The organism is Limimaricola hongkongensis DSM 17492 (assembly GCF_000600975.2).
Taxonomy (GTDB): Bacteria; Pseudomonadota; Alphaproteobacteria; order Rhodobacterales; family Rhodobacteraceae; genus Limimaricola; species Limimaricola hongkongensis.
Map to the genome: position 1 here is coordinate 1 of NZ_KK088650.1, position 24,295 is coordinate 24,295.

General features: G+C 66.2%; 28 protein-coding genes, 1 tRNA gene and 1 pseudogene. 6 read left to right on the forward strand and 24 right to left on the reverse strand.

Annotated features, from left to right (window positions below):
* From LOKHON_RS04595 to LOKHON_RS04610, 4 genes are all read right to left on the reverse strand, one after another.
* Positions 1-204, reverse strand: a 204-nt coding sequence (locus LOKHON_RS04595; protein WP_036082363.1) for a SulP family inorganic anion transporter, incomplete at its 3' end; no start/stop codon positions are given.
* A 62-nt stretch (positions 205-266) separates the two neighbouring features.
* Positions 267-1,184 carry an MBL fold metallo-hydrolase gene (locus LOKHON_RS04600; protein ID WP_036082366.1) on the reverse strand — a complete coding sequence of 306 codons (918 nt, stop codon included), beginning with the start codon at positions 1,182-1,184 and terminating at the stop codon, positions 267-269.
* Complete coding sequence (locus LOKHON_RS04605; RefSeq protein WP_017928083.1) at positions 1,181-1,624, reverse strand: YeeE/YedE family protein; 444 nt, start codon at positions 1,622-1,624, stop codon at positions 1,181-1,183. The genes LOKHON_RS04600 and LOKHON_RS04605 overlap by 4 nt, the downstream gene beginning before the upstream one ends.
* Before the next feature lies 1 nt (position 1,625).
* Positions 1,626-2,060 (reverse strand): YeeE/YedE family protein, encoded by a 435-nt coding sequence (locus tag LOKHON_RS04610; RefSeq protein WP_017928084.1) that lies wholly within the window; start codon positions 2,058-2,060, stop codon positions 1,626-1,628.
* A gap of 95 nt (positions 2,061-2,155) precedes the next feature.
* Between LOKHON_RS04610 and LOKHON_RS04615 the strand changes: the two genes are divergently transcribed.
* Entirely contained in the window at positions 2,156-2,467 is a 312-nt protein-coding gene (locus LOKHON_RS04615) for an ArsR/SmtB family transcription factor (protein WP_017928085.1), read from the forward strand.
* 37 nt (positions 2,468-2,504) lie between these two features.
* Here LOKHON_RS04615 and LOKHON_RS04620 read toward each other — a convergent pair whose 3' ends face one another.
* Both LOKHON_RS04620 and LOKHON_RS04625 read right to left on the reverse strand, forming a co-directional pair.
* Positions 2,505-2,969 (reverse strand): protein tyrosine phosphatase family protein, encoded by a 465-nt coding sequence (locus LOKHON_RS04620; RefSeq protein WP_245631431.1) that lies wholly within the window; start codon positions 2,967-2,969, stop codon positions 2,505-2,507.
* Positions 2,966-4,363 carry an MBL fold metallo-hydrolase gene (locus tag LOKHON_RS04625; RefSeq protein WP_017928087.1) on the reverse strand — a complete coding sequence of 466 codons (1,398 nt, stop codon included), beginning with the start codon at positions 4,361-4,363 and terminating at the stop codon, positions 2,966-2,968. Before LOKHON_RS04625 ends, LOKHON_RS04620 begins: the two co-directional genes overlap by 4 nt.
* 231 nt (positions 4,364-4,594) lie before the next feature.
* Between LOKHON_RS04625 and LOKHON_RS04630 the strand changes: the two genes are divergently transcribed.
* Entirely contained in the window at positions 4,595-5,065 is a 471-nt protein-coding gene (locus LOKHON_RS04630) for a DsrE family protein (protein WP_110549215.1), read from the forward strand.
* A 27-nt stretch (positions 5,066-5,092) separates the two neighbouring features.
* Here the strand turns inward: LOKHON_RS04630 and LOKHON_RS04635 are convergent, their stop codons facing one another.
* The 13 genes and pseudogenes from LOKHON_RS04635 to LOKHON_RS04695 form a co-directional block, all read right to left on the reverse strand.
* Positions 5,093-5,674 (reverse strand): rhodanese-like domain-containing protein, encoded by a 582-nt coding sequence (locus LOKHON_RS04635; protein ID WP_017928089.1) that lies wholly within the window; start codon positions 5,672-5,674, stop codon positions 5,093-5,095.
* 11 nt (positions 5,675-5,685) lie between these two features.
* Positions 5,686-6,909 (reverse strand): 5-aminolevulinate synthase, encoded by a 1,224-nt coding sequence (gene hemA, locus LOKHON_RS04640; RefSeq protein ID WP_017928090.1) that lies wholly within the window; start codon positions 6,907-6,909, stop codon positions 5,686-5,688.
* Positions 6,910-6,912: 3 nt separating this feature from the next.
* Positions 6,913-7,344: a DUF302 domain-containing protein gene (locus LOKHON_RS04645; RefSeq protein WP_017928091.1), complete on the reverse strand. Its 432-nt coding sequence runs from the start codon at positions 7,342-7,344 to the stop codon at positions 6,913-6,915.
* Between the two features lie 107 nt (positions 7,345-7,451).
* On the reverse strand, positions 7,452-7,745 hold the full coding sequence (locus LOKHON_RS16660) for a c-type cytochrome (protein WP_051585576.1): 294 nt from the start codon (positions 7,743-7,745) through the stop codon (positions 7,452-7,454).
* 505 nt (positions 7,746-8,250) lie between these two features.
* Positions 8,251-8,805, reverse strand: a pseudogene (locus LOKHON_RS16665) (c-type cytochrome); the annotation flags it as partial.
* Positions 8,762-10,021, reverse strand: coding sequence for a sulfite dehydrogenase (gene soxC / locus LOKHON_RS04660; RefSeq protein ID WP_017928093.1), 1,260 nt, complete (start codon positions 10,019-10,021; stop codon positions 8,762-8,764). The pseudogene LOKHON_RS16665 and the gene soxC, both read right to left, overlap by 44 nt.
* Positions 10,022-10,059: 38 nt before the next feature.
* Positions 10,060-11,754 (reverse strand): thiosulfohydrolase SoxB, encoded by a 1,695-nt coding sequence (soxB, locus tag LOKHON_RS04665; protein ID WP_017928094.1) that lies wholly within the window; start codon positions 11,752-11,754, stop codon positions 10,060-10,062.
* 85 nt (positions 11,755-11,839) lie between these two features.
* Positions 11,840-12,700, reverse strand: coding sequence for a sulfur oxidation c-type cytochrome SoxA (gene soxA, locus LOKHON_RS04670; protein WP_017928095.1), 861 nt, complete (start codon positions 12,698-12,700; stop codon positions 11,840-11,842).
* Between the two features lie 36 nt (positions 12,701-12,736).
* Positions 12,737-13,066, reverse strand: a complete 330-nt coding sequence (gene soxZ, locus LOKHON_RS04675) for a thiosulfate oxidation carrier complex protein SoxZ (protein WP_017928096.1) — start codon at positions 13,064-13,066, stop codon at positions 12,737-12,739.
* 23 nt (positions 13,067-13,089) lie between these two features.
* Positions 13,090-13,512: a thiosulfate oxidation carrier protein SoxY gene (gene soxY, locus LOKHON_RS04680; RefSeq protein WP_017928097.1), complete on the reverse strand. Its 423-nt coding sequence runs from the start codon at positions 13,510-13,512 to the stop codon at positions 13,090-13,092.
* Positions 13,513-13,535: 23 nt separating this feature from the next.
* Positions 13,536-14,012 carry a sulfur oxidation c-type cytochrome SoxX gene (soxX, locus tag LOKHON_RS04685; RefSeq protein WP_017928098.1) on the reverse strand — a complete coding sequence of 159 codons (477 nt, stop codon included), beginning with the start codon at positions 14,010-14,012 and terminating at the stop codon, positions 13,536-13,538.
* A gap of 115 nt (positions 14,013-14,127) precedes the next feature.
* Complete coding sequence (locus tag LOKHON_RS04690) at positions 14,128-14,688, reverse strand: thioredoxin family protein (RefSeq protein WP_017928099.1); 561 nt, start codon at positions 14,686-14,688, stop codon at positions 14,128-14,130.
* A gap of 12 nt (positions 14,689-14,700) precedes the next feature.
* The gene (locus LOKHON_RS04695) at positions 14,701-15,441 is read right to left on the reverse strand and encodes a cytochrome c biogenesis CcdA family protein (RefSeq protein ID WP_017928100.1); all 741 of its coding nucleotides are present in this window, start codon (positions 15,439-15,441) and stop codon (positions 14,701-14,703) included.
* Between the two features lie 95 nt (positions 15,442-15,536).
* On the opposite strand from LOKHON_RS04695, the gene LOKHON_RS04700 reads away from it, so the two are divergent.
* The 4 genes from LOKHON_RS04700 (at position 15,537) to LOKHON_RS04715 (ending at position 18,402) form a co-directional block, all read left to right on the forward strand.
* Complete coding sequence (locus LOKHON_RS04700) at positions 15,537-15,920, forward strand: thioredoxin domain-containing protein (protein WP_017928101.1); 384 nt, start codon at positions 15,537-15,539, stop codon at positions 15,918-15,920.
* A gap of 89 nt (positions 15,921-16,009) precedes the next feature.
* Complete coding sequence (locus LOKHON_RS04705; RefSeq protein WP_017928102.1) at positions 16,010-16,345, forward strand: ArsR/SmtB family transcription factor; 336 nt, start codon at positions 16,010-16,012, stop codon at positions 16,343-16,345.
* 38 nt (positions 16,346-16,383) lie between these two features.
* The gene (locus tag LOKHON_RS04710; RefSeq protein ID WP_017928103.1) at positions 16,384-17,430 is read left to right on the forward strand and encodes a YeeE/YedE family protein; all 1,047 of its coding nucleotides are present in this window, start codon (positions 16,384-16,386) and stop codon (positions 17,428-17,430) included.
* Between the two features lie 63 nt (positions 17,431-17,493).
* The gene (locus LOKHON_RS04715; RefSeq protein ID WP_017928104.1) at positions 17,494-18,402 is read left to right on the forward strand and encodes an MBL fold metallo-hydrolase; all 909 of its coding nucleotides are present in this window, start codon (positions 17,494-17,496) and stop codon (positions 18,400-18,402) included.
* A 162-nt stretch (positions 18,403-18,564) separates the two neighbouring features.
* Here the strand turns inward: LOKHON_RS04715 and LOKHON_RS15625 are convergent, their stop codons facing one another.
* From LOKHON_RS15625 to LOKHON_RS04750, 5 genes are all read right to left on the reverse strand, one after another.
* On the reverse strand, positions 18,565-20,568 hold the full coding sequence (locus LOKHON_RS15625) for a DUF6538 domain-containing protein (protein WP_162561755.1): 2,004 nt from the start codon (positions 20,566-20,568) through the stop codon (positions 18,565-18,567).
* A 77-nt stretch (positions 20,569-20,645) separates the two neighbouring features.
* A tRNA-Gln gene (locus tag LOKHON_RS04735) sits at positions 20,646-20,720 on the reverse strand.
* 138 nt (positions 20,721-20,858) lie between these two features.
* On the reverse strand, positions 20,859-21,692 hold the full coding sequence (kdsA, locus tag LOKHON_RS04740; protein ID WP_017928108.1) for a 3-deoxy-8-phosphooctulonate synthase: 834 nt from the start codon (positions 21,690-21,692) through the stop codon (positions 20,859-20,861).
* A gap of 81 nt (positions 21,693-21,773) precedes the next feature.
* Positions 21,774-23,501, reverse strand: coding sequence for a KpsE/RkpR family capsule polysaccharide export protein (locus LOKHON_RS04745; protein WP_033315492.1), 1,728 nt, complete (start codon positions 23,499-23,501; stop codon positions 21,774-21,776).
* Complete coding sequence (locus LOKHON_RS04750; RefSeq protein ID WP_017928110.1) at positions 23,485-24,138, reverse strand: ABC transporter ATP-binding protein; 654 nt, start codon at positions 24,136-24,138, stop codon at positions 23,485-23,487. Before LOKHON_RS04750 ends, LOKHON_RS04745 begins: the two co-directional genes overlap by 17 nt.
* Positions 24,139-24,295: the final 157 nt, after the last annotated feature.

The following is a 24,295-nucleotide window of genomic DNA, read 5'->3' on the forward strand; positions in this document are numbered from 1 at the left end:
CGCGTAGAGCAGGATCGGCGCGATCGAGGCGTAGATCCCCGCCTCTGGCGGCATGCCTGCGAGCAGCGCATAGGCCAGCGATTGCGGGATCAGCATGATCGTCACGATCACCGCGGCGACCATGTCGCCGGTAAAGGCCGAGCGGTCGTAGCGCCGTCCCCAGTCGAGGATCGGCAGGTAACGCGACAGCGGGGGCAGGGTCATCTCGGTCCGTCCGGCATGTGGGGAATGGTAAGCGGGCGGCCAACAGGCCGCCCGGGAGGGCCTCAGTCGAAGCGGTTCACCGGCAGCTTCAGGTAGTGATGGCCGTCATCCTCGGCCTCGGGCAGCCGCCCACCGCGCAGGTTGATCTGCAGCGCCGCAAGGATGCGGTTCGGCAGCGCCAGCGTCTTGTCACGGGTCTGACGGCGCTCGATGAAGGCTTCGCGCTCGGTGCCATCCTTGACGTGGATGTTGTGCGCACGGTGCTCGTCGACCGTGGCCTCCCACATCGGCTCCTTGCGCTCCTTGGTGCCGTAGTCATGGCCCACGTTCAGGCGGGTGTTGCCGGGCAGAGCGAGGATGTCCTGAATCGAATCCCACAGCTCGGCGGTCTTGCCACCCGGAAAGTCCGAGCGCGAGGTGCCGGCATCGGGCTGCATCAGCGTGTCATGCACGAAGGCCGCGTCGCCGCAGACATAGGTGATCGAGCCCAGCGTGTGGCCGGGCGAGAGCATGACCTTCGCCTCCAGATCGCCGATCTGGAAGGTCTCGCCCTCTTCGAACAGGTGATCGAAATCGCGGGAGGGCGCGAAGGCCTCGGGCAGGTTGTAGATGTCTGCCCAGATCTTCGCGATCTCGGGCACCAGCGCGCCGATCGCGTTGGGGGCGCCGGTGCGCTCCTTGAGATGCGCCGAGGCCATGACGTGATCGGCATGGGGGTGGGTGTCGAGCACCCACTGCACCTTCAGGTCGTTGTCGCGCACGATGTCGAGGACCTGATCCATGCTCTCCGTGGAGAAGCGGTAGTTTTTCGGGTCGAAGTTCCACACCACGTCGATCAGCGCCGCCTGACGGGTCGCGGGATCGGCGCAGATATACTGGATCGATCCGGTGTCGGGCTCGTAGATGCCCCAGACGTCGGGGCTGCCTTCGCCGGTCGAGGGCGAATGGCGGACGACGCGGCTCTTGAGGGGGTCGGTCATTGGGTGGCTCCTTTGCTGAGGGGCATGGAGAGGTCGGGGGTATGCCGGGCCAGCCACATGCCGGCCAGCATGAAGGGCACGAAGATCAGCGTCCCGGTCGCCGCGATCGGCAGCGCGGTGAGCGCCGGGCCGGGGCAGAAGCCGCCGAGCCCCCAACCGGTGCCGAACAGCACCGCGCCGGTCAACAGCTTGGGGTCGAGGTCGGTGCGGCTCGGGATGCGGAACTCGGTGTCGAAGAACGGGCGCGAGCGGCTGCGGGTGAGCCAAGCAAAGCCCGGCGCGGTCACCGCGATGGCGCCGCCCATGACGAAGGCGAGGCTCGGATCCCAGGTGCCGAACACGTCGAGGAAGTTCAGCACCTTGGCCGGGTCGGACATGCCCGAGATGATCAGGCCGAAGCCGAAGATCAGGCCGGAGAGAAGCGCGAAAACCTGTTTCATCTCAGCCTCCGATCAGGTGACGGGTGACGAAGACCGTGACGAAGGCCGCGGCCATGAAGGTGACGGTGGCGGTGATCGAGCGCATCGAGCCGCGGCTGATGCCGCAGACGCCGTGGCCGGAGGTGCAGCCATTGCCATAGGTGGCGCCGAAGCCCACCAAGAGACCCGCGGCGGCCATCAGGAGCGGGCTCGACGGCACCCATTGCTGCGGCCATTCGCCCGAGACCAGCAGCCAGATCGGCGCGGCGAGCAGCAGGCCCAGCACGAACAGCGCCGAGACGCCGCGCGCCTCGCCATCGGTGGCGCGCGCGAAGATCCGCGAGGTGAGACCGCTGATGCCGGCGATGCGGCCATTGGTGGCCATCAGCAGCACCGCCGAGGCCCCGATCATCATGCCGCCGCCGAGCGACAGCCATGGGGTGAACTCTGTTTCCATCTCTCGACTCCGTGATACGACGGCCAACGCCGTCGGACTTGTCTTGTTTCAGAACATCTATATATTCCTGATGAGTAATATTCAATGGGGCGCATATGAAAATCACCGACGATTTCCTCGACGGCGACATCACGGGTGCCGCGGCGCTGATGGGGATGCTGGCCTCGGAAGCGCGGCTGCAGATCCTGTGCCGCCTTGTCGATGGCGAACGGTCCGTGGGGGAGCTGGCCCGGATCTGCGACATGTCGCAGCCGACCATGTCGCAGCAGCTCAAGCGGCTGAAGGAGGCCGGGCTGGTCGAGGGGCGCCGCGACGGTCAGACGATCTACTACAGCGTGACCGGCGACGAGGTCGCCGCTGTCCTCGAGACGCTGCACAAGCTCTACTGCGCACGCTCCGCGGACTGAGAGCCTGCGCCCGGACCTTCCGGGTGCAGGGTAGGGATCAGGCCCCGGATTTGCGGTCGGCGTAGGCCTTCACGAACTGGCCGATCTGCTCCTGCGACAGATCGAGGCCGTTCTCGCGCCCCATGTCTATGACTGCGTCGCCATCGAGGCCCTTCTCCGCCGCCAACGCCATCAGCGTCATCGCGCCCGCGCGCTTGCCAGAGGCGCAGTGCAGCAGCACGGGTTGGGGCAGGTCGTCGAGGGAACGGCGGAAATCATCCACCAGCGCGTCGTCGAGCGCCTCCGGCGAGACCGGGTGATGCAGGTAGGTGAGCCCGGCGTCTTCGGCGATGCGCCGTTCCTCGTCAGGTGCGACCTCCTGCTTTTCTTCCGCGGTGCGGAAGTTCACGACGCTGCGAAAGCCCTTCTCGGCGGCCTGACGCAAGGCGGCCTCGTCGGGGGCAAAGCGGGCGATGCTATGATTGCTGTCAATCTCGACGACATTTTCCATCTTGATCCTCATGTGTTGCCTGGGGTTTCGGTCGGGTAGCCGGCGGCGCTCCACGCCTTCCAACTGCCCGGCACGTTGTGGATGTTCTCGAAGCCGTGCGCCGCGAGCAGGCTCGACGCGATGCTCGCGCGAAAGCCGCTGGCGCAGTAGGTCGCGTAGGGCGCGGAGCGGTCGAGATCGTTCATCTTCTCGCGCAGCTTACCGAGGAAGGCATGCGTCGCGCCCGGCACGTGGCCACCCTCCCATTCGTCGGGCTTGCGCACGTCGAGCGGGGTGAGGTCCTTCGCACCCTTCAGTTCATGCACCGAGATCTGCGGGATCTGCGCGAAGTCGCGCCCCGCCTCGCGCCAGGCGCTCATGCCGCCGGCGAGATAGCCGCCGAACTCGGTGAAGCCGGTGCGCCACAGCAGCTTCACGACCTCGGGCAGGTCGCCGTCATCGCCAAGCACGAGGTGGATGGGCTTTTCCGGGTCGAGCAGCCAGCCTGCCCAAACCGACAGCTCGGGCCGCGCGCCGATGTTGAGGCTGCCCTTCACGTGGCCTGCACCGAAGTCCATCATGTCACGGGTGTCGACGATTTGCGCACCGCGCTCAGTGGCCTTGGAGAACTGCTCGACCGTCAACGGCGGCACGCGCGGCAGGTTACGCAGCACCTCGGGGCCCTTGGCGTTCACCTTCTTGAGCCGGGGGTAATGCGTCGGCACCGGCGGCGCGTCCGCCTGCATCACCTTCTTGAACTCCTCGAGGCTCTCGATCTTCGCGTAGTCGTTGAAACGCCGCTCGTAGCCGATGGTGCTCGACATCCGGTCGCCGATGTCGGGCCCGCAGGCCGAGCCCGCGCCGTGGCAGGGATAGATGATGACGTCGTCGGGCAGGGCCATGAACACGTCGCGCACCGTGTGGAACAGCTTCTCGGTCAGCTCCTCGGTCTGGTCGTCGCCCATCAGGTCCGGCCGTCCGATGCTGTCGACGAAGAAGGCGTCGCCTGAGAGCACACCCCAGGGCGTCTCGGTATCGCCGTCATACAGGAAATAGGACATGTGCTCCGGGGTATGGCCGGGGGTGAAGCGCGCCTTCATCCGCAGCCCGCCAAAGCGGAACTCGTCGCCGTCGCGCACCGTCTCATGGTCGAAGCCGTATTCGGCGCCGCCCTCGGTGCTGACGTAGAGCTTGGCCTGCCCGCCGAGCCGGTCGACCAGCTCGCGCGCGCCGCTCATGAAGTCGGCGTGGATGTGAGTTTCGAAGACATGGGTGATGGCGAGGCCGAAGCGCCGCGCCGCCGCGAGGTAGATCTCGACGTCCGGGCGGGGGTCGACGATGGCGCAAACATGCGCGGCATCGTCACCCAGCAGGTAGGAGCATTCGGCGACGCCGTCGGCCAAAATCTGTTCGAAGCGCAGGGTCATGGCGGGTCCTCCTTTATATGCGAAAACTGGAATGCATCGGGCGGGGTTCCATGGCGGGTGAGGCAGTGGCGCCTCCCCGCCGAGGCCCGAGACAAAGCTGGACAGGTGACCAATACGTAGTTGAATGTGTGAATGCGTCGAAATGGCGCAGCCGGACGGGCGCAGCAACGAGCGCCGCCCCAGTCCGGCGCGGTGGGGCATGCCGCCCATGCCCGCTCAAGGGAGGACGAGATGACGATACTTAAACGGATGCGTGGCGCCCTCGCTGCCGGGCTGGCGGTGCTGACCCTGATGGCAACCGGGCCTGCCGCGGCCGAAAGCGATCGCTACGGCCAGCAGAAGGTGGTCTACCACATCAACGGTATTGGGGGTGAGGAGGACAAGGCCTATCGTGGTGCGCTGCGCAATGTACAGAACCACATCAACGCTGTCGGGCGCGACAACATCGAGGTCAAGGTCGTGCTGCATGGCAATGGCGTCGGACTCCTGCAGAACGCGATGAGCAACGAGCAGCTGCAGATGGACGTGACCAGCCTGCGCGGCCAGAACGTCTCCTTCCTCGTGTGCAACAACACCCTTGTCGGGCGCGACATCAGCTACGAGGAGGACCTGTTCGAGGTGTTCGAAGACCAGATCGTGCCCTCGGGCGTGGCCGAACTGAGCTACCTGCAGGGGCAGGGCTACACCTACGTCAAGCCGTGACTTTGCTGCTGGGCCGCGACCTGCGGCTCAGCGCCCCTCGGCCACGGTCAAGCCGAGAAGGCGCCAGACCTGCATTCCGCCCCGGTAGTAGTTGATCTTCTCCGCCGGATAGCCCGCACCGATCATCGCGCGAATCGCGGTGGGCGACTGGCCGCACCATGGGCCGTTGCAGAACAACGCGACCTCGGGCGCTTCGGAACAGTCCCAACCCTCGAAATCCGGCTCGCAGCCCAGCTCGCCCAGTTGGTCGGTGATGCGCTCCCATGGCATGTGGATCGCGCCGGGAATGGTGCCGCCCTCGAACCATTCGCGGGTGCGGCTGTCGATCACCACCGCCTCCGGGTCCTCCAGCATGTCGAGCAGCTCCAACTCGCCGATCGTGGTGACGCCCTCGGCCGGCGTCATTGGCTGGATGCAGAAGGGCGGGCAGGCGCGCGAGGTCTTAGCGAAATCGCCGGTGATGACGGCGTCGTTGTCCTGTCCGCGCATGATTTCGATCGGCCCGTCGGGCGTCTCGACCGTGATGGCCATGCGTTCGGCGTCGATGCCGACCGGGTCGGCCAGGGCCGGGGCGGCGAGCAGGGCGAGGGCAATTGCGATGCGGATCATGGTGATCTCCCTTATTGCGCGGCCATCGGCACGCGGGCGATGCGGCAGCGGTCCCAGAGCGTCGCCAGCGCCGAGGTGAGCCGGTCGAGGTCAGCCTCGGAATGCACCGGCGAGGGCGTGATGCGCAGCCGCTCGGTGCCGCGTGGGACGGTGGGGTAGTTGATCGGCTGGATGTAGATGCCGAATTCGTCGAGCAGCAGATCCGAGATCCAGCGGCACTTCACCGGGTCGCCCACCATCACCGGCACGATATGGCTGGGGTTGGGCTGGTGCGGGATGCCCACCGCGTCCAGCCGTTCGCGCAGCGAGGCGACCCGTCCGGCCTGCAGGCGGCGCTCGGTGTCCGAGGTCTTGAGATGCCGCACCGCGGCCTGGGCGCCCGCGGCGACGGCCGGGGGCAAGGCCGTCGTGAAGATGAAGCCCGAGGCGAAGCTGCGCACGAAATCGCACAGCGCGGCGGAGGCGGCAATATAGCCGCCCATCACGCCATAGGCCTTTCCCAGCGTACCCTCGATCACGTCGATGCGCCCCATCAGCCCCTCGCGCTCGGCGACGCCGCCGCCGCGGGGGCCGTAGAGGCCGACGCCATGCACCTCGTCGAGATAGGTCATCGCGCCATAGCGCTCGGCAAGGTCGCAGATGCCCGCGATGGGAGCGATGTCGCCATCCATCGAGTAGACGCTTTCGAAGGCGACGATCTTGGGCGTCTCGGCCGGCAGGGCGGCGAGCTTCGCCTCTAGATCGGCGAGGTCGTTGTGCTTCCAGATCACCTTCTTGGCGCGACTGTGGCGGATGCCCTCGATCATGCTGGCATGATTGCCAGCATCCGACAGTACCACGCACCCGGGAATGCGCGATGCCAGCGTGCCGAGCGCCGCCCAGTTCGACACGTAGCCGGAGGTGAACAGCAGTGCCGCCTCCTTGCCGTGCAGATCGGCCAGCTCGCGTTCGAGCGCCACATGGTGGCGCGTCGTGCCCGAAATGTTGCGGGTGCCGCCGGCGCCCGCGCCGACCTCGTTGATGGCCGCGTGCATCGCGGCCAGCACCTTCGGGTGCTGGCCCATGCCGAGATAGTCGTTCGAGCACCAAACCGTCACCGTGGAGGGAGACGGTCCGTCATGCCGGGTGGCGGCGGGAAAGGCGCCGCGATGGCGCTCCAGTTCGGCAAAGCGGCGGTAGTTGCCCTCGTCGCGAAGACGATCGAGCTCGGCGTTGAAGAAGCTGTCGAAGGCCACCCGCTACTGCCCCGCCGCCTCTTTGGCGATGTCGTCGAGCAGCGCCTGCACCTCCTGCATCGGGCCGTCGGGCATCGCCCGATAACCGATCTCGACCGCGCCATCTTTGTCGGTGACGAAGATCCCGTAGGGGCAGTGCGCGATGTTGGCCGGGTCGGCCTCCATGACCTTGCGCGACACCACCGCCGAGCAGAACAGGAAGACGTCGGCGGCGTCGAAGATGGTCACGTCGCTGCCCACGTCCTCGCCGGTGCGGTTGAGCATCTCGCCGACATGGCTGACATAGTCGACCACCAGCCCCTCGCCGACGATGGCGCTCTCGACGCTGAAGGTCGCGTCCTCGAAGCTGCCGTCGAAGGGGTATGTGACGATCTCCTGCGCCGAGGCGACGCTCCCCGCGACGGCGGCGGCCGCCGCCCAAAGGAATACTCTCATGGTCTTCATCCTCCCCTGTTGCGAGTCGGGCCGGGCATGGCCCGGCTGTCTCCCCTGCCGCGCTCGGCGGCGATGCGGATGGCCCGGCGCGGGCCACCCGGAATGGCTCACTCGCCCTGCGCCTCGAGGAAGGCGGTGATGGCGGCGATGTCCTCCTCGCTGCGCAGCCCGGCGAAGGACATCTTGGTGCCCTTCATGTAGCCGCGCGGATCGGCGAGGAAGCCCGCAAGGCTTTCGTGATCCCAGACCAGCCCGTTGGCACCGGCCTCTTCCATCGCGCCGGAGTAGCGGAAGCCCTCGACCGTCCCGGCGGTGCGGCCGACGATGCCGTTGAGCTTCGGGCCGCTGCGGTTCGTGGCGTTCTCTCCGACCTGGTGGCAGGCGGCGCATTTCTTGAACACCCGCTCGCCGGCGGCGACGAGTTCGGGGTCGGGCCCGGCGCTCGCCTCCTCGACGGGAGCGCCCTCCGACGGGGCCGCTTCCGCGTCGGCGGCCTTCGGCGGAGGCTTGGCCTGCCTCGTCTTCCGCGGCCGTGGGCTGGTCGCCCGCCACCGCCTCTTCGGCCGGTTCCGCATCCGCGGGCTGCGCCTCGGCCTGTTCCTCGACCTCGATCGCCGTCTCCTCGACCGAGGCGTCGCCCTCGTCCGAGCCCGGCGTCACGTCGAGCACGGCGGCGCGCATGGTGATCTCGACCTCGTCTTTGCAGCCCTCCATGCAAGCTTCTCCGCCGAAGGCGGCCAGCTCGGTCTCGGGCCGGTCATCGGGCTTGAAACCCTCGACATTGGGCATCTCGACCTCGGCGAAGTTCTCGCTCGAGAGCTCGAAGTCGTCCTCGACCACGTTGTTGAGGTAGAGCAGGTAGGCGGTGATCGCGTAGACCTCGTCCGGCGTGAGCGACTGCGCGTCGCCGAAGGGCATGGCGCGGTGGACGTAGTCCCAGACGGTCGAGAGATAGGGCCAGTAGGAACCGATGGTCTTGACCGGGTCCTTGCGGTCAAGCGTGCCCATTCCGCCGGCGAGTTGCGGCCAGCGGCCAACGGCCTCGCCGAAATCGCCGTGGCACGAAGCGCATTTCGCGACGAAAACCTCCTCGCCGGTCCAGACGTCGCCTGAGCCCACAGGCAAACCCTCTCCATCCGGGCGGATGTCGATGTCCCAGGCGGCGATCTCTTCGGACAGCGCCTCGCGGCCGAGCCCGTAGCCGCCTTCGCGGGCAGGGGCAGGGCTCTCCGTCGGGCTGGCTTGAGCCAATGTTTCCGTAGCGGGGGCTTCGGGTTGAGCTTCGCTTTCCTGCGCGTTTGCGGAGGCCACGAAGGACACGCGCGCGGGCGCGGGCATGTCGACCACGAACTGGTCGGCCAGCACGTAGGCCAGTGTCAGCACGCTTGCCGTGCCGGCGGAGGCGGGAGCGAGGATCTTAAGAAACTTCGACATTTTCCGCCTCGCCGCGTTCGTTGACATGCCAGGTCTGGATGCCGTTGTTGTGGTAGATGGAGTTCTCGCCGCGGATCTGCCGCAGCTCGTCCTTGGTCGGCTGGACGTAGCCGGTGGAATCATGCGCCCGGCTCTGCAGCAGCAGCGGTTTCCCGTCCCAGTCGAACTCGAAGTAGAAACGGTGCATCGACTTGTCGAAGCTCGGCCCCGACATCCGCGCCTGGTGCCAGTTCCTGCCGCCGTCGAGCGTCACGTCGACCCGCGGGATGGTGCCGCGGCCCGACCAGGCGATGCCGGTCAGCACGGTCGGCCCCTTGGAATGCAGGATCGGCGCCTGTGGGCTGGGGTTGGTGATCACCGACTTGGCGTCCATCTCCCAGGTGAAGCGGCGGGCGATGCCGTTGTCGAGAAGGTCGGTGTATTTCGACGTCTCCTCGCGGTGGTGCCAGGGCTGGTCGCCGACCTCGATCCGACGCAGCCACTTGATCCACATGTTGCCTTCCCAGCCCGGCACGACGAGGCGGACCGGGTAGCCCTGCTCGGGGCGCAGCGCCTCGCCGTTCATCTTGAAGGCAACGAGGCAGTCGTCCATCGCCTTTTCGATCGGGATCGAGCGGGTCATCGCGCTCGCGTCGGCGCCCTCGGGCATGATCCACTTGCCGTTGGTTTTCACGCCCGCCTCTTCGAGCAGCAGCCGCAGCGGCACACCGGTATAGACCACGTTGTGGATCATGCCGTGCGTGTACTGGCAGCCATTGAGCTGCGCGCCGGCCCATTCCATGCCGGAATTGGCCGCGCATTCGAGGAAATAGACCCGGTTCTCGCGCGGGAAGCGCATCAGGTCTTGCATGGTGAAGACGAGCGGCTTGTCGACGAGACCGTTGATCATCAGCCGGTGCGCGGCGGGGTCGACATCGGCGATGCCCGCATGGTGTCGCTCGAAGCACAGCCCGTTCGGGGTGATGATGCCGTCGAGCTCGTGGATCGGCGTGAAGTTCACCGAGGAGACCGGGTCGGCGGTCAGCCACTCGACGTTGCGGCGCACCACATGCGCCTCGTGCTGCGAGGGCGTGCCATAGGGCCGGGCGTCGACGCCGTCGCCCAGATACTGCATCCAAGGCTGCAGCTCAGTGATCGCGGGATCGGGCGCCTGCGCGGCCACGCGGCTGCCCGCGATCGCACCGCCGGCGGCGAGCGCGCCGGTCAGGAAGCCGCGCCGCGAGGGGGCGGGATCTTTGCTCATGCTCGGGGTCCTCTTGTCTTCTGTATCGGTGCGGCGGCTCATCCGGCCACCACGTCGACGCTCGTGTTGGGGTCGATGGACACGGTGCCCTGATTGCGGATGTGGCTTTCGACCACGTCCCAAATCGCCGGGCCCTCGGTGCCCTCGTTGACGCTGGCCCATCCGGCCACGACGTAGGTCTTCGACGGATCGATCTTCTCGCCCGACGACAGCAGCGTCATCTCGGTGACCCGGCTGCCGACGGGCTGGCCGATATCGATCCGGTAGCCCATGCCGCCGACGCGGACCATGTCGCCACCCTGCTGGTAGTAGGGGTCGGGGTTGAACAGGTTGTCGGCCACGTCCTCGAGAATGAGCTTCAGCGTCTCGCCGGTCATTTCGGAGCGGTAGGCCTCGGGGTAACTCATCGCGGTGGCGTTGAAGACGTCCTCGCGGGTGATCTCCTGGCCGGGCATCAGCGAAGCGCCCCAGCGGAAGCCGGGCGAGAGCGCGATGTCGGCCTCGCGCTCGGAGATCAGCGCGTTGCAGATCAGGTCGTCCCAGGTGCCGTTGAAGTTGCCGCGCCGGTAGAGCAGCGACTCGGTGGTGCCGAGCACCTCGGCCATCTCGTCCTTGAACGGGGCGCGGGTCTCCTCGACCAGCGCGGTCATCTCCGGGTCGGGCGCGATCACGTCCGAGAAGATCGGGATGAGGCGGTGCGTCAGCCCCTTGAGCGCGCCGTCCTGCACGTCGAGATCGACGCGGGAGACGAACTTGCCGTGGCTGCCCGACGCGATCAGATGCGTGTTGCCGACCAGCACCGGCTCGGGCAGGGCGTCATGGGTGTGGCCGGTCAGGATCACGTCGATGCCGGGCACCTGCGCGGCCATCTTGCGGTCCACGTCGAAGCCGTTATGCGACAGCACCACCACGACCTCGGCGCCGGCGTCGCGGGCCTCCTGCACCACCTCGGCCATCCGCTCCTGCCGCACGCCGAAGCTCAGATCGGGGAACATCCAGCTCGGGTTGGCGATAGGCAGGTAGGGGAAGGCCTGGCCGATCACGGCGATCGAGGTGCCGCCGCGTTCGAACAGCTTGAACGGCTCATAAGCCGGTTCGTCCCACATCGCGTCGAAGATGTTGGCGCCGAGGAAGGCGGGGTCGAGCTCGGTCTCGATGATCTCGTTCACGCGGTCGATGCCGAGCGTGAACTCCCAATGCGAGGTCATCGCGTCGGTGCCCAGCGCGTTGAACAGCCGCACCATGTCGGCGCCCTCGGTCCTGAGCGCGGGCAGCGAGCCCTGCCAGGTGTCGCCGCCGTCGAGCAGCAGCGCGTCGGGGCGCTCGGCCCGGATCGCCTTGAGGACGGTCGCGATGCGGTCGAGACCGCCCATGCGCCCGTATTCGCGGCCTAGGGCCACGAAGTCATCATAAGTCAGCGCGTAGTCGAGCGGCGAGCCGTCCTCGATGCCGTAGAGCTTGCGGAAGGCGGCGCCGGTCACATGCGGCACGAGCCCCTGCGCCTCGCCGACGCCAAGGTTGATCTCGGGCTCGCGGAACCAGATCGGCTGGGTCTGGGCGTGGATGTCGGTGATGTGGATCAGCGTGACATTGCCGGGGCCACCCGTGCCGATCAGGTCGTCTTGGCCGAGCCGCTGCTGGGCCGCGAGCCGGGACCAGTTGCCGAAGCCAGAAGCGCCCCAGAGGGCGGAGGCGGCGAGGCCGGCCTGAAGAAAGTGGCGGCGGGCGATCATGGGCGGTTCCCTGTCATCAGATGCGTATTATTGAATATGTTCGGGCGAAAGCACCCCGCCGGGCGAGAGCCGGGCGGGGTGTCGTTCAGTTGCGGACCGAGGGACCCTCGACCGAGAGGCCGTTGCCGCGCGAGGCGACATAGAGCTCCAGCGCCACGAATTCGGGGCTGCCCGGTGCGAAGGTCTCGGCGCGGGTGTCGCGCACGCAGCCCTTGAACCGGTCATGCACGGCGTTGAGCTTGCCGTTCTTCAACCGGTAGGTCGGGAAGCCGTTGATCTGGCCCTGGCTCAGATGGTCGGCCCGGATCATGTTGTCGTAGTTGTCCTCGTGGCAGTTCGCGCAGGCGAGCTCGAGTTGGCCGTAGCGGGTGTAGTAGATCTCCTTGCCCTGCTCCCAGGTCTCCTGAGCGGGGCCGTCGATCGCCACGTTCACCGGCATGCCGCGCGAAACAGACGAAATCAGCGCGACCATTTCGGTCATCCGGTCGCCGGTGTAGTCCCAGGCCTCGGCGCCCGCGCGCTCGGTCACGCATTCGTTGACCTGCATCTCAAGCGTCTGCACCTCGCCCTTGGCCTCGTCCCACTTGGGATAGACCGCGCGCACGCCTTCGAGCGCCTCGGGGGTATCGTGGCAGGATGCGCAGGACTGTCCGTCCGCACCCATGGCGGTGTCGAAATCGGCGCGGGCGTTGTCGACGCCGATCATGCCGGGGTTCTCGAAATCGTCCATCTGCAGCGTCTGCGTCTCGGGCGAGCGGTATTCCCAGCCTGAGAAGATCTCCCGGACGTATTCCATGTGCTCGGGCGCCGGCGCCCGCGTCACGATCTCGATCTCGTCGTTGATGACGAGGTTCGTTTCCTGCGCCATCGCGGTGGGGGCAAGGGCGGCCGACCCGGCCAGCCCGAGCGCCGCCCACGCGGCCCCGGTCCTTAGCATCTGTCTCATCAAGGTCTCCTCCCTTGCCCTGTTCGCGTCGAGCCGTCAGGCGACGGCGATCTCCTTGGTGTCCTCGTAGGTCGACCCGTCATCGTCGATCCAGGTGAAGGTGAAGGTGCCGCTCTCGGGGACCTTGGCCTGGAACTCGAAATACGGGTTGGTCGAGATCGCAGGCTCCATCGCCACGTCGATCACGGTCTTGCCGTTGAACGTGCAGGTGAAGCGGTTGATGATCGAGCGCGGGATGAGGTTGCCGTCCTTGTCCTTGCGCTGGCCCGACTCCATCGGGTGGCTGATCAGGGTTTTGATGGTGATGACCTCGCCGGCGGCGGCCTCCTTGGGGACGCGGACGCGGGGGGTGACGTTCTCTGCCATGTCTCTTGCTCCTTGTCCCGAACTCAGCCGCCGCAGCCGCCGATGGTCACCTTCACCTCCTGCGCGGCGCGCGCGAAGCTGCCGTCGGACATCTTGGCGATGGCGACGACCTCCTGCGTGCCGGCGAGGCGGATCCGGGTCGAGGCCATCTGCGCGCCCGCAAGGGGGCCGAAATGGAACACGCCCACATCGGGGTTGGGGTTGCCGGTGGCCAGCAGGATGATGGCCTCGGCGCCGGGGGCGTCGACCTCCACTGGAACGGTGTTGCCGTTCTCGGCGATCTCGGGCGCGGTGAGGGTCAGACCCTCGCCGGTGATCTCGGCGCCGCCGGTGAAGTTGGCGATCAGCTCCTCGGTCGGCGTGGCTAGCGCCATGCGCCCGCCCAGCATCACCGAGAGCCCGCTGCCGGCCATGATGGCCAGGGTCTGTCTGCGTGAAAAGCTCATTTCTCTCCTCTCCTGCCGCGCGTTCACTCGTCGCGCAGCGTCATCAGGTAGGCGACCACGTCCTCGACCTGCTGCGCGGTGAGCAGCGGCGGCAGCGGCTCGGTCCCGGCCTTGCCGGTGAAGCCGTCGCCGGGACGGATGAAGCCCGTGGTCTTGTAGAAGGCGGGCATGATCGTGCCGGGGAAGGTCATCTTGGCGTTCGCCACGATCCCGCGCAGGTCCGCCTCGGTCCAGCGATCGGCGGCACCGTCGAGCGGCGGGCCGACCTCGCCGTGGAACGGCACCTCCTCGAGCGTGCCGACCGCATGGCAGGCGACGCAGTTGCCCAGGCCCCGATTGGCCATGACCTCGGCGCCCGCCTTCGGATCGCCGGGGGTGCCGCTGAGGGAGGCCTCGATGGCGCCGTATTCGCCATAGGCCACCTCCTGCGGCGCGACCTCGGCCTGCGCGGCTGCGCCGATAAGCGCGAGCGCCACGGCAAGGGTGATTTGTCGCGACATAAGTCCTCCCTGCGGCATTTTGTCCTCCAAAGCGACGTTACTCTGGACCGAGCGTTCCAATCAACATCATATTTAATTTCTTGAATACGGCTTGGGTCGGCCTGAAGCCAAGCTGCTATTCAGCTTGGCTTTCAAGCATTCGAGCGTGGTATTTCTGAAACGGCTCGTCGCCCGCGTAGCCATGCTCCAGCACCCAGCGCAGCAAGTTGCGGGTGGTTGCGGGGCCGAACGCGCCCGGCATGATCGCCACTGCCGACTCGGCCGCCATGCTCTCCTGCGGCACTTGTTCGGGCAGGAACATCATCGTCGGCGTGAATAGCAGGCCCCAGCGCGCAATCATCTCCTTTTCCGGCAGGATGGTGCCGTCGAAATCGGTCACCTCAAGGTCGCCGAACATGTTGAGCTGCACCACGAAGTAATCTTCGTCCAATGCCTGCGCGATCTCGGACAGGGCGAAGACCTCCTCGTGCATCTTGCGACAGTAGATGCAGCCGCGCTGCTCCACGAGCAGCATCAGCCGCCGCCCTGCGGCGTTCGCCTCGGCGAGATCCTCGCGCAGGTCGAGAAAGGTCTGGCGCATCCAGGACGCCTTGTGGAGCCCGTCATCGCCCAACTCCGCCGCGGCGGGCAGGGCGGAAAGGAGAAGCAGCGCGAGCGCGTATCTGAAGCGGATCATGGCGGGCTCCTGTCATCCATAGCGGCTGAAGATGGTGAATTCGTCGAGCATCCATTGCGCGATCAGGTTCACCGAGTCGGTGGCGATCAGCAGCCCGAAGGCCACGAGCAGCGCGCCGGTCAGTTTCTCGATGGCCCCGAGGTAGCGCCGGAAGCGGCGCATGAGGCGGGTAAAGGGAGCCACGAAGACCGCCGCCAGCAGAAAGGGCAGGGTCATGCCGATTCCGTAGGCCAGCAGCAGCCATGCGCCCTGCGCGGCGGTCTGCAGGCTGCCTGCGGTGAACAGGATCACGCCGAGCACGGGGCCCACGCAGGGCGTCCAGCCGAAGGCGAAGGCCAGCCCCATGATGAACGCACCCGCAAGCCCGATGTCGTGAGCGGACCCTGTGCCCCCGTCGAGGCGGAACTGCCTATAGAGGAGGCCGATCGGCAGCAGGCCCAGAAAGTGAAACCCCATCAACATGATGATTGCAGCCGCGATCCAACGCAGCAGGTCGAACCAGTCGCGCAGGAACTGTCCAGCGAAAGATGCCGAGGCGCCAAGCGCCACGAAGACGGTGATGATCCCGGCCGAGAACAGCGCGGTGAAGAGCAGCGTCCGGCCGCGTCCGGGCGGGGTGGCACCCATTTCGGCCTGCCGCGCGCCGGTGCCGGCGAGATAACCGAGATAGAAGGGCACCATCGGCAGGATGCAAGGAGATAGGAAGGACAGCAGCCCCGCCAGCACCGCGCCGCCCAGCGTGACCTCGAACATGCCGCCTCCGATTGCTTATATCATATTGCAATACTATTATGGGATGGCGGCGGTCAGTCAATCGAGCGCCGCCCCCGCCCCGATCGAGGATCCGCATGTCGCGCGTTGCAGCCATCTGCCTTTGCCTGTTCATGGCCGTCCAGCCCGGTGTCGCTGCAGCGGCGCTGGAGCTCGTCATGGTCGAGCAGGTTGGGTGCCCTTGGTGCGCGCGCTGGAACGACGAGATCGGGCCGATCTATCCTAGGACCGACGAGGGCGAGGCCGCGCCATTGCGGCGGATCGACATCGGCGAGCTGCCGGGTGGCATGGAACTCGACGGCAAGGTGGTGTTCACCCCGACCTTCCTTCTGGTCGATGACGGCCGCGAGCTGGGCCGGATCGAGGGCTATCCGGGCGAGGATTTCTTCTGGGCTCTGCTGGCACGTCTCCTGGGCGAGACGCTGGGCGCGACTTTGGTGCCTCAGGACCGATCCAGATGACCGGATCGCATTGTTATGCGGGGCCTGAGACCATAGATTGCTGGCCTGACATCGGGCGGAGCCGCTTCGCCGAAACGGAGAGCGCAGCGATGGCCCTGCCGAAGATCACGGAGAGTATGAGCGAAGCCGACATGGACCTCATGATGCGCAACGCGCAGGAGGCCTCGGACTTTCTCAAGGCGCTCGGTCACGAGGGCCGGCTGATGATCCTGTGCCACCTCGTCACCGGAGAGAAATCCGTGACCGAGCTGGAGCAGCTGCTCTCAGCGCGGCAGGCTGCCGTCTCACAGCAACTCGCGCGGCTCAGGCTCGAAGGGCTGGTGACACCGCGCCGCGAGGGAAAGACCATCTACTACAGCTTGACCGATGATCGGCCGCGCCGGATCATGGAGCTCGTCTACGAGCTGTTCTGCCGCTCGGCTTGACAGGCGCGCCGGGGAGGGCGCGCAGGGAGGATCTCGATATGCTGGATTGGCTCGACGAGCCGACCGTCGCCGCGCTCATCGGCATGGGCAGCGGCGCGGTGCTGGGTGCGGCCGCGCGGCTGGGACGCTTCTGCACGCTCGGTGCCATCGAGGACGCGCTCTATGGCGGCAGCCTTGGGCGGCTCAGGATGTGGGGCATCGCCATCGGCGTCGCGGTGATCGTGGCCTTCGGACTGATGGCCGCAGGGCTGTTCGACCCAATGGACAGCTTCTACCTCGCCCAAGGCTGGAGCCTGCCGGGCACGATCCTTGGCGGGCTGGTCTTTGGCTACGGCATGGCGCTGGCGGGCAATTGCGGCTACGGCGCACTGGCGCGGCTAGGCGGCGGCGACATGCGCTCCTTCGTGATCGTGCTGGTCATGGGGCTCGCGGCATACGCGACCCTCTCAGGTCCGCTCTCCGGGCTTCGGGTCGCGCTCTTCGCGCCAGGCGAAGGGCCGACGCCGGGCATCGGACACTGGTTCGCGCAGGCCTCCGGCCTGCCGCTCTGGACCTGCGGTGTGCTCGTCGGTCTGGCTATCCTCGCCTTGGCGCTTCGGAGCGGGGCGGCGCTGGGCCGGGGTGCCCTCTTCTGCGGCGCGTCCGTCGGGCTGGCCATTGCCATGGGATGGGCGGGTACGGCCTGGCTGTTCCGGACCGGGTTCGACGCGCTGCCCGTCGCGTCGCACAGCTTCTCGGCGCCCCTGGGCGAAACCATGCTCTATACCATGACCTCGAGCGGCACCGCGCTGAGCTTCGGCGTCGGATCGGTGGTCGGCGTGCTGGCGGGCGCCTTCGCGGGCAGCCTCTGGAAGGGGCATTTCCGCTGGGAAGCCTGCGAGGACCCGCGCGAACTCAAACGCCAGATCCTCGGCGCGGGGCTGATGGGATGGGGCGCGGTGACGGCGGCGGGCTGCAGCATCGGCCAAGGCATCACTGCCTTCTCGGTCCTCGCGATCAGCGCCCCGGTGACGTTGGCCGCGATCGCATTGGGCGCCGCGATCGGGCTGCGGCAATTGATCGACGGCTTCGCGATGGCCGAGTGATCCCCCTCGACGCTGCAACGATTTGCATGCAATGATGCGAATGTGTTTTTTCGGGGAGGGGTGATGAGGATTACTAGACGCAAGGTCTTGCGTGGCGCGGCAGGGTTCGGCGCCACCGTCGTCTTTGGTCGTGCTTGGGCCGCGACAGAGATGGATCTCGGCGATCTGCGGATCACGACGCTGAGCGACGGGCACCTGCAACTGCCTGAGAGCTTCTTGATTGGCGACCTCCCGCAGGACGAAGCGCGCGCGATCCTCGACGCGGCTGGTGTGGCGGCGGGGGGCTATGAGCCGCCTTGTAATGTGACGCTTCTACGATCGGGCGAGGATGTCGTACTGTTCGACGCCGGCGCCGGTTCTACCTTCATGCAAAGCACTGGGCGGCTACCCGAAGCGCTCGCCGCTCTCGACCTGTCGCCGGACGACATTACCCATGTCGTGTTTACCCATGGCCACCCGGATCATCTCTGGGGCGCGATTGATGATTTCGACGAACCCCTGTTCGTGAATGCGCGACATCTCATTGGTCGGATCGAGCGCGACTATTGGGTTGATCCCGAGACGCCGGAAACGATCGGCGCCGAACGGCAGAGTTTCGCCGCGGGTGCCGCGCGCCGGATCGAACTGCTCGCAGACAGGCTGGAGACGTTCGAGGACGGGGACGAGGTGCTGCCCGGCGTCGTGGCGCGGGCCAGTTTCGGACATACGCCGGGGCACATGTCTTTCGAGATCGGCGGTGGCCAAGCGTTGGTTGCTGGTGATGCCATCGGCAACGCGCATCTGGCCTTCGCGCGCCCCGAATGGCCAATGCCCGCCGATCAGGATCCGGAGAAGGCCGCCCGGACCCGCTTGGCTTTGTTGCAGGACTTGGCTGAGCGTGGGGTGCCACTAATCGGTTTCCACCTTCCAGCGGGCGGAATGGGCAGTGTAAAGAAGAACGGCGACGGCTATGCGTTCGTCCCAGGGAGGTAGTTTCTGAGATTGTACGAGTGGTTATCGTACCTTGTCCGTCGTCAGATGATTTGGGACATGTTGGTCTGATGCCGAACGGATGCTCCGGTTGTCGATGCCACTCCTCGCTTCCGACTAGGTGAGTTCGAGCGAATGTGGGCGGCTACGTGGATTCACTTGTTGTCAGTCGAGGCCGAACACTCGCGGGAGCCGTTCGATGGCGGGTCTGAGGATGCTGATGGGTAGCGTGTCCCCATAGCGCTCCTCGGTCTCGTCGCGCCCCGCATGCCCGACGAGATCTTTCTCATGGCCCGCCTTGAGTTCAGGATCTCGCTTGAGCTGGTTGATCACGTAGTGGCGAAGAGAGTGGAAAACCTGTTCTGGTGAATTGCCGTTCTCCTCGTTCCCGAGTTGTTGCGCGACGATCCTTCTCCAGTTTCGATCAAGCCGATCACCATAGATGCCTTTGGCGTGCTTCGGCCGCATGTCGGGGAATAGCTCGGCGCCTTTCGATTTCCTCTGGGTGTTCAGGAGCTCGATCAATCCAAGCTCGATGAGGTGACTGTGAACCGGCACCTTGCGGATCGACGCTTCGTTCTTGAGACGTCGAAGATTTGAAAAACGGATATCGAAAAACCAGAAGCCATTCTCGTCTTGGCGCAGATCATCGATCGAAAGGCCGGCGATTTCAGCTCGACGAGCGCCGGTATATGCAGCAATGAGGGGAACCCAGAACAGGCCGTCCTTGATGACCTTTTCGCCCGGAAGTAGGCGGCGGGTGGATCCGCGGCAACCTGTCCAGACGGGATGCTCGAAGACCTTGCGGATCTCGCTAATACTAAACGGCTTTCGGTCGTCACGGGCCCGGCGATGGGATCGAACGCGCAGTTTGTCTAGCTTGATACTTGAGCTAATCGGAATGCCGTCGCTTTCCGCTCTGTCGAGCAACTGTTTCAGCAGGCCGATATTACGGTTGATGGTTGCAGCGCTCAGTCCTTTTTTCTCGGCAGGCAAGTGCGTTGCAGCCTCGATGATCTGTGGCACCGTTAGCTCACGATCTTTCGGGCTTTTTCCCCAGCTTTTGGGAAGCTTGTGGTGAGAGTCCCGGAAGCGGGCGCAATGCCTGTGGTTCAAGTCTCGGACATCTCTGATATCTGTGACCTGCTGAAGGATGCGGGCCGCAGTCATGATCTGCGTTTGGAATTTTTCGTCGACGCCATCTCGGCTTTTGTCGTCGATCAAACGAGCACAAACTGCATCGATCCGGCTGTCGTATTCGAGATCGTTGGAAAGCACGCCTTCATTGGTTTTCGCAATCGCCGATACATTGCCTGGGCCCTCAGGCGTACGCGCCTCGTTCTTCCCTTCGGACTGGGCTTGTAACGGAATGGTGCTATGATCCGTTGCTGGAACCGCGCAAGGCGGGGCGTAGGCTACGCTTGTTGCTTCTCTCCTGATTTCAGCAGCGAGAGTGATCGCAGGGTTGATATCGTCCGAAGCATTCGAGGCCACGCTTTCGAGATAGGCGGCGGCGCGCCCTTTCAAAATGATCTGTCGGGCATTGATCAGATCGAGGGAAGACAGGTTTCGCCGGCCAATGGCGTCAAAGGCCTTCCGACCGATCAGGCCCGCCCATGATTCAGAGAAATACACATCCCGCAGGACATCCATATGTGCGGCGACGGCACCGCATTCCTTCTCGCTCAAGCCCTCTCGTGCAAGAGACTGCCTTTCCTGTTCGCCGAGGCGTGCCGACTGGCCGCGGATCGCCATCAGCCTATGCGCATGTCCCGACACGAGATCGGCCCGGCGTTCCGCTTCGGCTGCGTTCGGCGCGCCATCTGCGAGGGCGAGAAGCTCTTGCTTTGCAATCTTAGCCTGCGCGTCGCGCAAGCTATGCTCCAGCAAACGCCGGGCCTCTTCGGGGGAAAGGTTTTCGTGTTCCATGGCCCAAAATACAGCTTCGCTCTGCGCTGTCACAATAGCGGCGAGACGCCTAGCTGCCGGTAATCCACAGGTTTGTAAGCTCAACTGCATTGCGGCAGGCGCTCCACGCCTGACCAGCGTGCGAGGCAGTCGACGGCGCCACGTATAGACGGCGCCTCTTCGGAAGACATGGTTCATTGCGGTCATGCCGCCCTCCATCGAGAGCAGGCCGTCCGAGATCCCCGTCATCCAGTGCTGCACCGTGGTGTGACAGCTCTGTGTGACATGCCCCAGTCACGTTTCGGGACATCAACAATATCAATGACTTGGGGAAAACCTGGCTGGGGTGGTAGGATTCGAACCTACGGTACACGGTACCAAAAACCGCTGCCTTACCACTTGGCTACACCCCAGCAGGTGTGGCGGCTGTCTAACCTTGTCGGCTGGGGGCCGCAAGAGCCGGAAGCAGGATTTTTCGACTTCCGCAGGGGCATTTTTCATGGCGACCCCTGCGCATGACCGCGGGCCTGTAGGGCCCGCGGCGCGGCGGTTCACAGCCGGATCGGATCGGCCTTGGCGAGACGGTCGAACCCCATCAGCGTCTCGATCAGCTTTGGCATCTGGTCGATCGGGATCATGTTCGGCCCGTCCGACGGTGCCGTGTCGGGCGCCTCGTGGGTCTCGATGAACACCGCCGCGATGCCGAGGGACACGGCGGCGCGCGCCATGACGGGGGCAAACTCGCGCTGCCCGCCCGAGGCGCCGCCAAGCCCGCCGGGCTGCTGCACCGAATGCGTGGCATCCATCACCACCGGGTAGCCGGTCTTCATCATCTCGGGCAGCGACCGCATGTCGGCCACCAGCGTGTTGTAGCCGAAGGAGACGCCGCGCTCGGTCAGCATGAGGCGGGTGTTGCCGGTCGAGGCGATCTTCTCGGCGACGTTCGCCATGTCCCACGGGGCGAGGAACTGGCCCTTCTTGACGTTGATCGCGGCGCCGGTTTCGCCCGCCGCCAACAGCAGGTCGGTCTGGCGACACAGAAAGGCCGGGATCTGCAGGATGTCGGCCACCTCGGCCACCGGCGCGCAATGCTCGGCCCCGTGGATGTCGGTCAGCACCGGGCAGCCGACGGCGCGCTTGACGCCCTCGAGCACCTTGAGCCCCGCCTCCATCCCGAGACCGCGCTTGCCCGAAAGCGAGGTGCGGTTGGCCTTGTCGTAGCTGCCCTTGAACACGAACTGCGCGCCATGCGCGGCGCAGGCCTCGGCCATGCGGCCGGCGATCATCTGGGCGTGATCGTCGGATTCGAGCTGGCAGGGCCCGGCGATCAGGGTGAGCGGGCGGTCATTGCCGACCGTGAGATTGCCGATTTGGACGTCGATCATGGGAGAGGTGCCTTTCGCTGCGCGGTCCGGCCTTGGTCTAGCGCGCGCGGCGGGCGGCGTCACGCGCCGCCCGCACCGGGCCTAGCCCGAAACCTGTTCGCGCAGGATCGACACGGTGAGCGACAGCATCAGGTAGATGCCCGAGAAGATCAGCAGCGCCAGCGCCGTGTTCTCCAGCGCCTTGGGATAGGTCGCCTCGTCCGGGGCCACCGGCTCCACCCCGAGCGACAGGTAGCGCACCTGCCGGTTGGCCTCGATCTGCGCGGCCTCCATCTGCTGCAGCGCCTGCTGCACCAGAAGCGTCTGGAAGCCGTAATCCTCCTCGGCAAGCCGCAGCTCGGTGTTGCGCGCGGCCAGCGACGAGCCCGCCTCGGAGGCTTCGGTCATCTGGCGGCGCAGATCCGCGATCAGCGCCTCGATCCCCGAGATCTGGCTGCGCAGGGAATTCACCTGCGCCTCGTTGGGACGGCGCACCGCGAGCCGGGTCTGCAGCTCCAGCTGAAGCTGCTGGCGCTGCGTCTCCAGCGCCGAGATCTGCTGGGTGCGGGCCGCGGTTTCGCCCACCGGGTCGATCTGCTGCACCTCCTGCTGGATTTGCAGCCAGTTGTCGAGCGCCTCGGCCCGGCGCGCCTCGGCCGCCTCGTAGCTGTCGCGCGCGCCTTGCATCTGGTCGTTGCGTAGCCGCGCGGTGAGCTGGTCGACCTGCTCCTCGGCATAACCCAGAAGGGCTTCGGAAAACCGCTGCGAGGTGTCGGGGTCGGGGGCGATCACCTCCATCTTCACGATGCCCTCGGTCGGGTCGTAGGAGATCTGCACGTGATCCTGGTAGACCGCGTAGGCCGCCTCGTTGGTCGCGGGCGGCGACAGCCGCTGCAACGGGTCGATCGCGGGGTCCGAGAACACCTCCTTGAAGCCTTCCTCGCGGTCGAGCCGCAGCATGGCGGCGCGCGAGGTGAGATAGGACTGCACGGTGATGCTGTCTTGCTGGGTCGCCATGGAGGTGCCCTGAAACAGCCCGCCAAGCCCGCCGCCCGCCTGCGGTTCGGCCTGCTGGATCACGAATTCCGACCGGGTGGCGAACATCGGCGTCGCCACGGCGAAGAAATAATACCCCGCCAGCACCGTCGGCAGCGCCACCAGCAGCATCAGTCGCAGTCCCAGCATTGCCATGCGGCGGCGGCGGCGGCGGGCGAGATCGCGCTGGATGCCGCGGATTTCCGAGGCGCGGCGCTCGGCCGGATCGGCGCGCTCGGTCGAGGGCAGGGTGCGGTCGGGGTCGGGCAGGGTGGAGGGCAGCTGCACCCGCGGCTCGGCCGAGGTCTCCGGCGCGTCCTCCGGCCTCGGCACCACCAGTTCGAGAATGTTGGAGCGCTGGAACGGGTCGATGCCGAGATCGCGCAGCTGCCGCACCGCGTCGTAATCCGACGCGATCCGCAGCCCCTGTTTCTGCGCCACGCGGCGCGCCATGCGCAGCTGCCGTCCCGTCAGCCCCTCCTGGCGGATACTTTCGACCCGTGCGCCCTCATCGCCCCCGGTGCTTTCCGGCGGCGGGGGCGGCGGCGGTTCGGGCCGGGTCGCCGTGAGTTCGTCCGCCGGGGCGGCATCGGCCCGCTGTTCTTCGGCGACCCATTGCTGCACGGGTCGCATCGCCATCGCGGTGCCGGTGCGGCGGCGCGCCGTGTCGTCCTCGCTTTGCGCGACGGTCTCGTCGGAAATCTCGTCGGCGGAGGCGATCCGTTCGGCGGTGTCCGGCGCGAGGGGCGCGCCCGCCCGAAGCCGGTACCGCGTCACCCTAGGCTTGGTAGTCATAAAGCTCGCGCGCCTCCTCGAGACTGTCGAACATCCGTAGCCGGCCATGCCGCAGCACGGCGGCGGAGCGGGCAAAGCGCTCCAGCGTCTGCGGCTGGTGCGAAACGATGATGACGGTGGTGGTCTCCAGCCGTTCGCGCAGGATCTCGCCCGCCTTGCGGTTGAACTCGGCATCCGTGGTCTGCGGCATGCCCTCGTCGATCAGGTAGATGTCGAAATCGAGCGCCAGCATCAACGAAAAGGCAAAGCGCGCGCGCATGCCCTGGCTGTAGGTGCCGACGGGGCGGTCGAAATACTCGGCGATGCCGCAGAGCCAGCGGCAGAACGCCTCGACGTAATCGGGGTCGAGCCCGTAGAGCCGGGCGATGTAGCGGGCGTTCTCGCGCGCGCTGTGGCGCGGCACGACGCCGCCCATGAAGCCCAGCGGAAAGGAAATGCGCGCGCCGCGGGTGATCCGGCCCTCGTCGGGTTTTTCCAGCCCCGCCATCATGTTGATCAGCGTCGTCTTGCCGGTGCCGTTGGGCGCGAGAATGCCGAGCGAGCGGCCAAGCTCGACGCGGAACGACGCCCGGTCGAGGATCACCTTGCGCTGCGTGCCGGTCCAGAAGGACTTGCTGACCTGATCGAATTCGAGCATCCGCTCCTCGCTTTGGGCCCTCGCCGGCTGACCCAACCACACAGGTGGCGCCGGGGTTGCCCTGCCTGTGTGATCTAGGCGGGGTTTATGGCGAAAGGGCGCCGAAATCCTTACCAAACTGGGGGAATGTTTCCAGCGTTCCGCCGCGCGACACGGG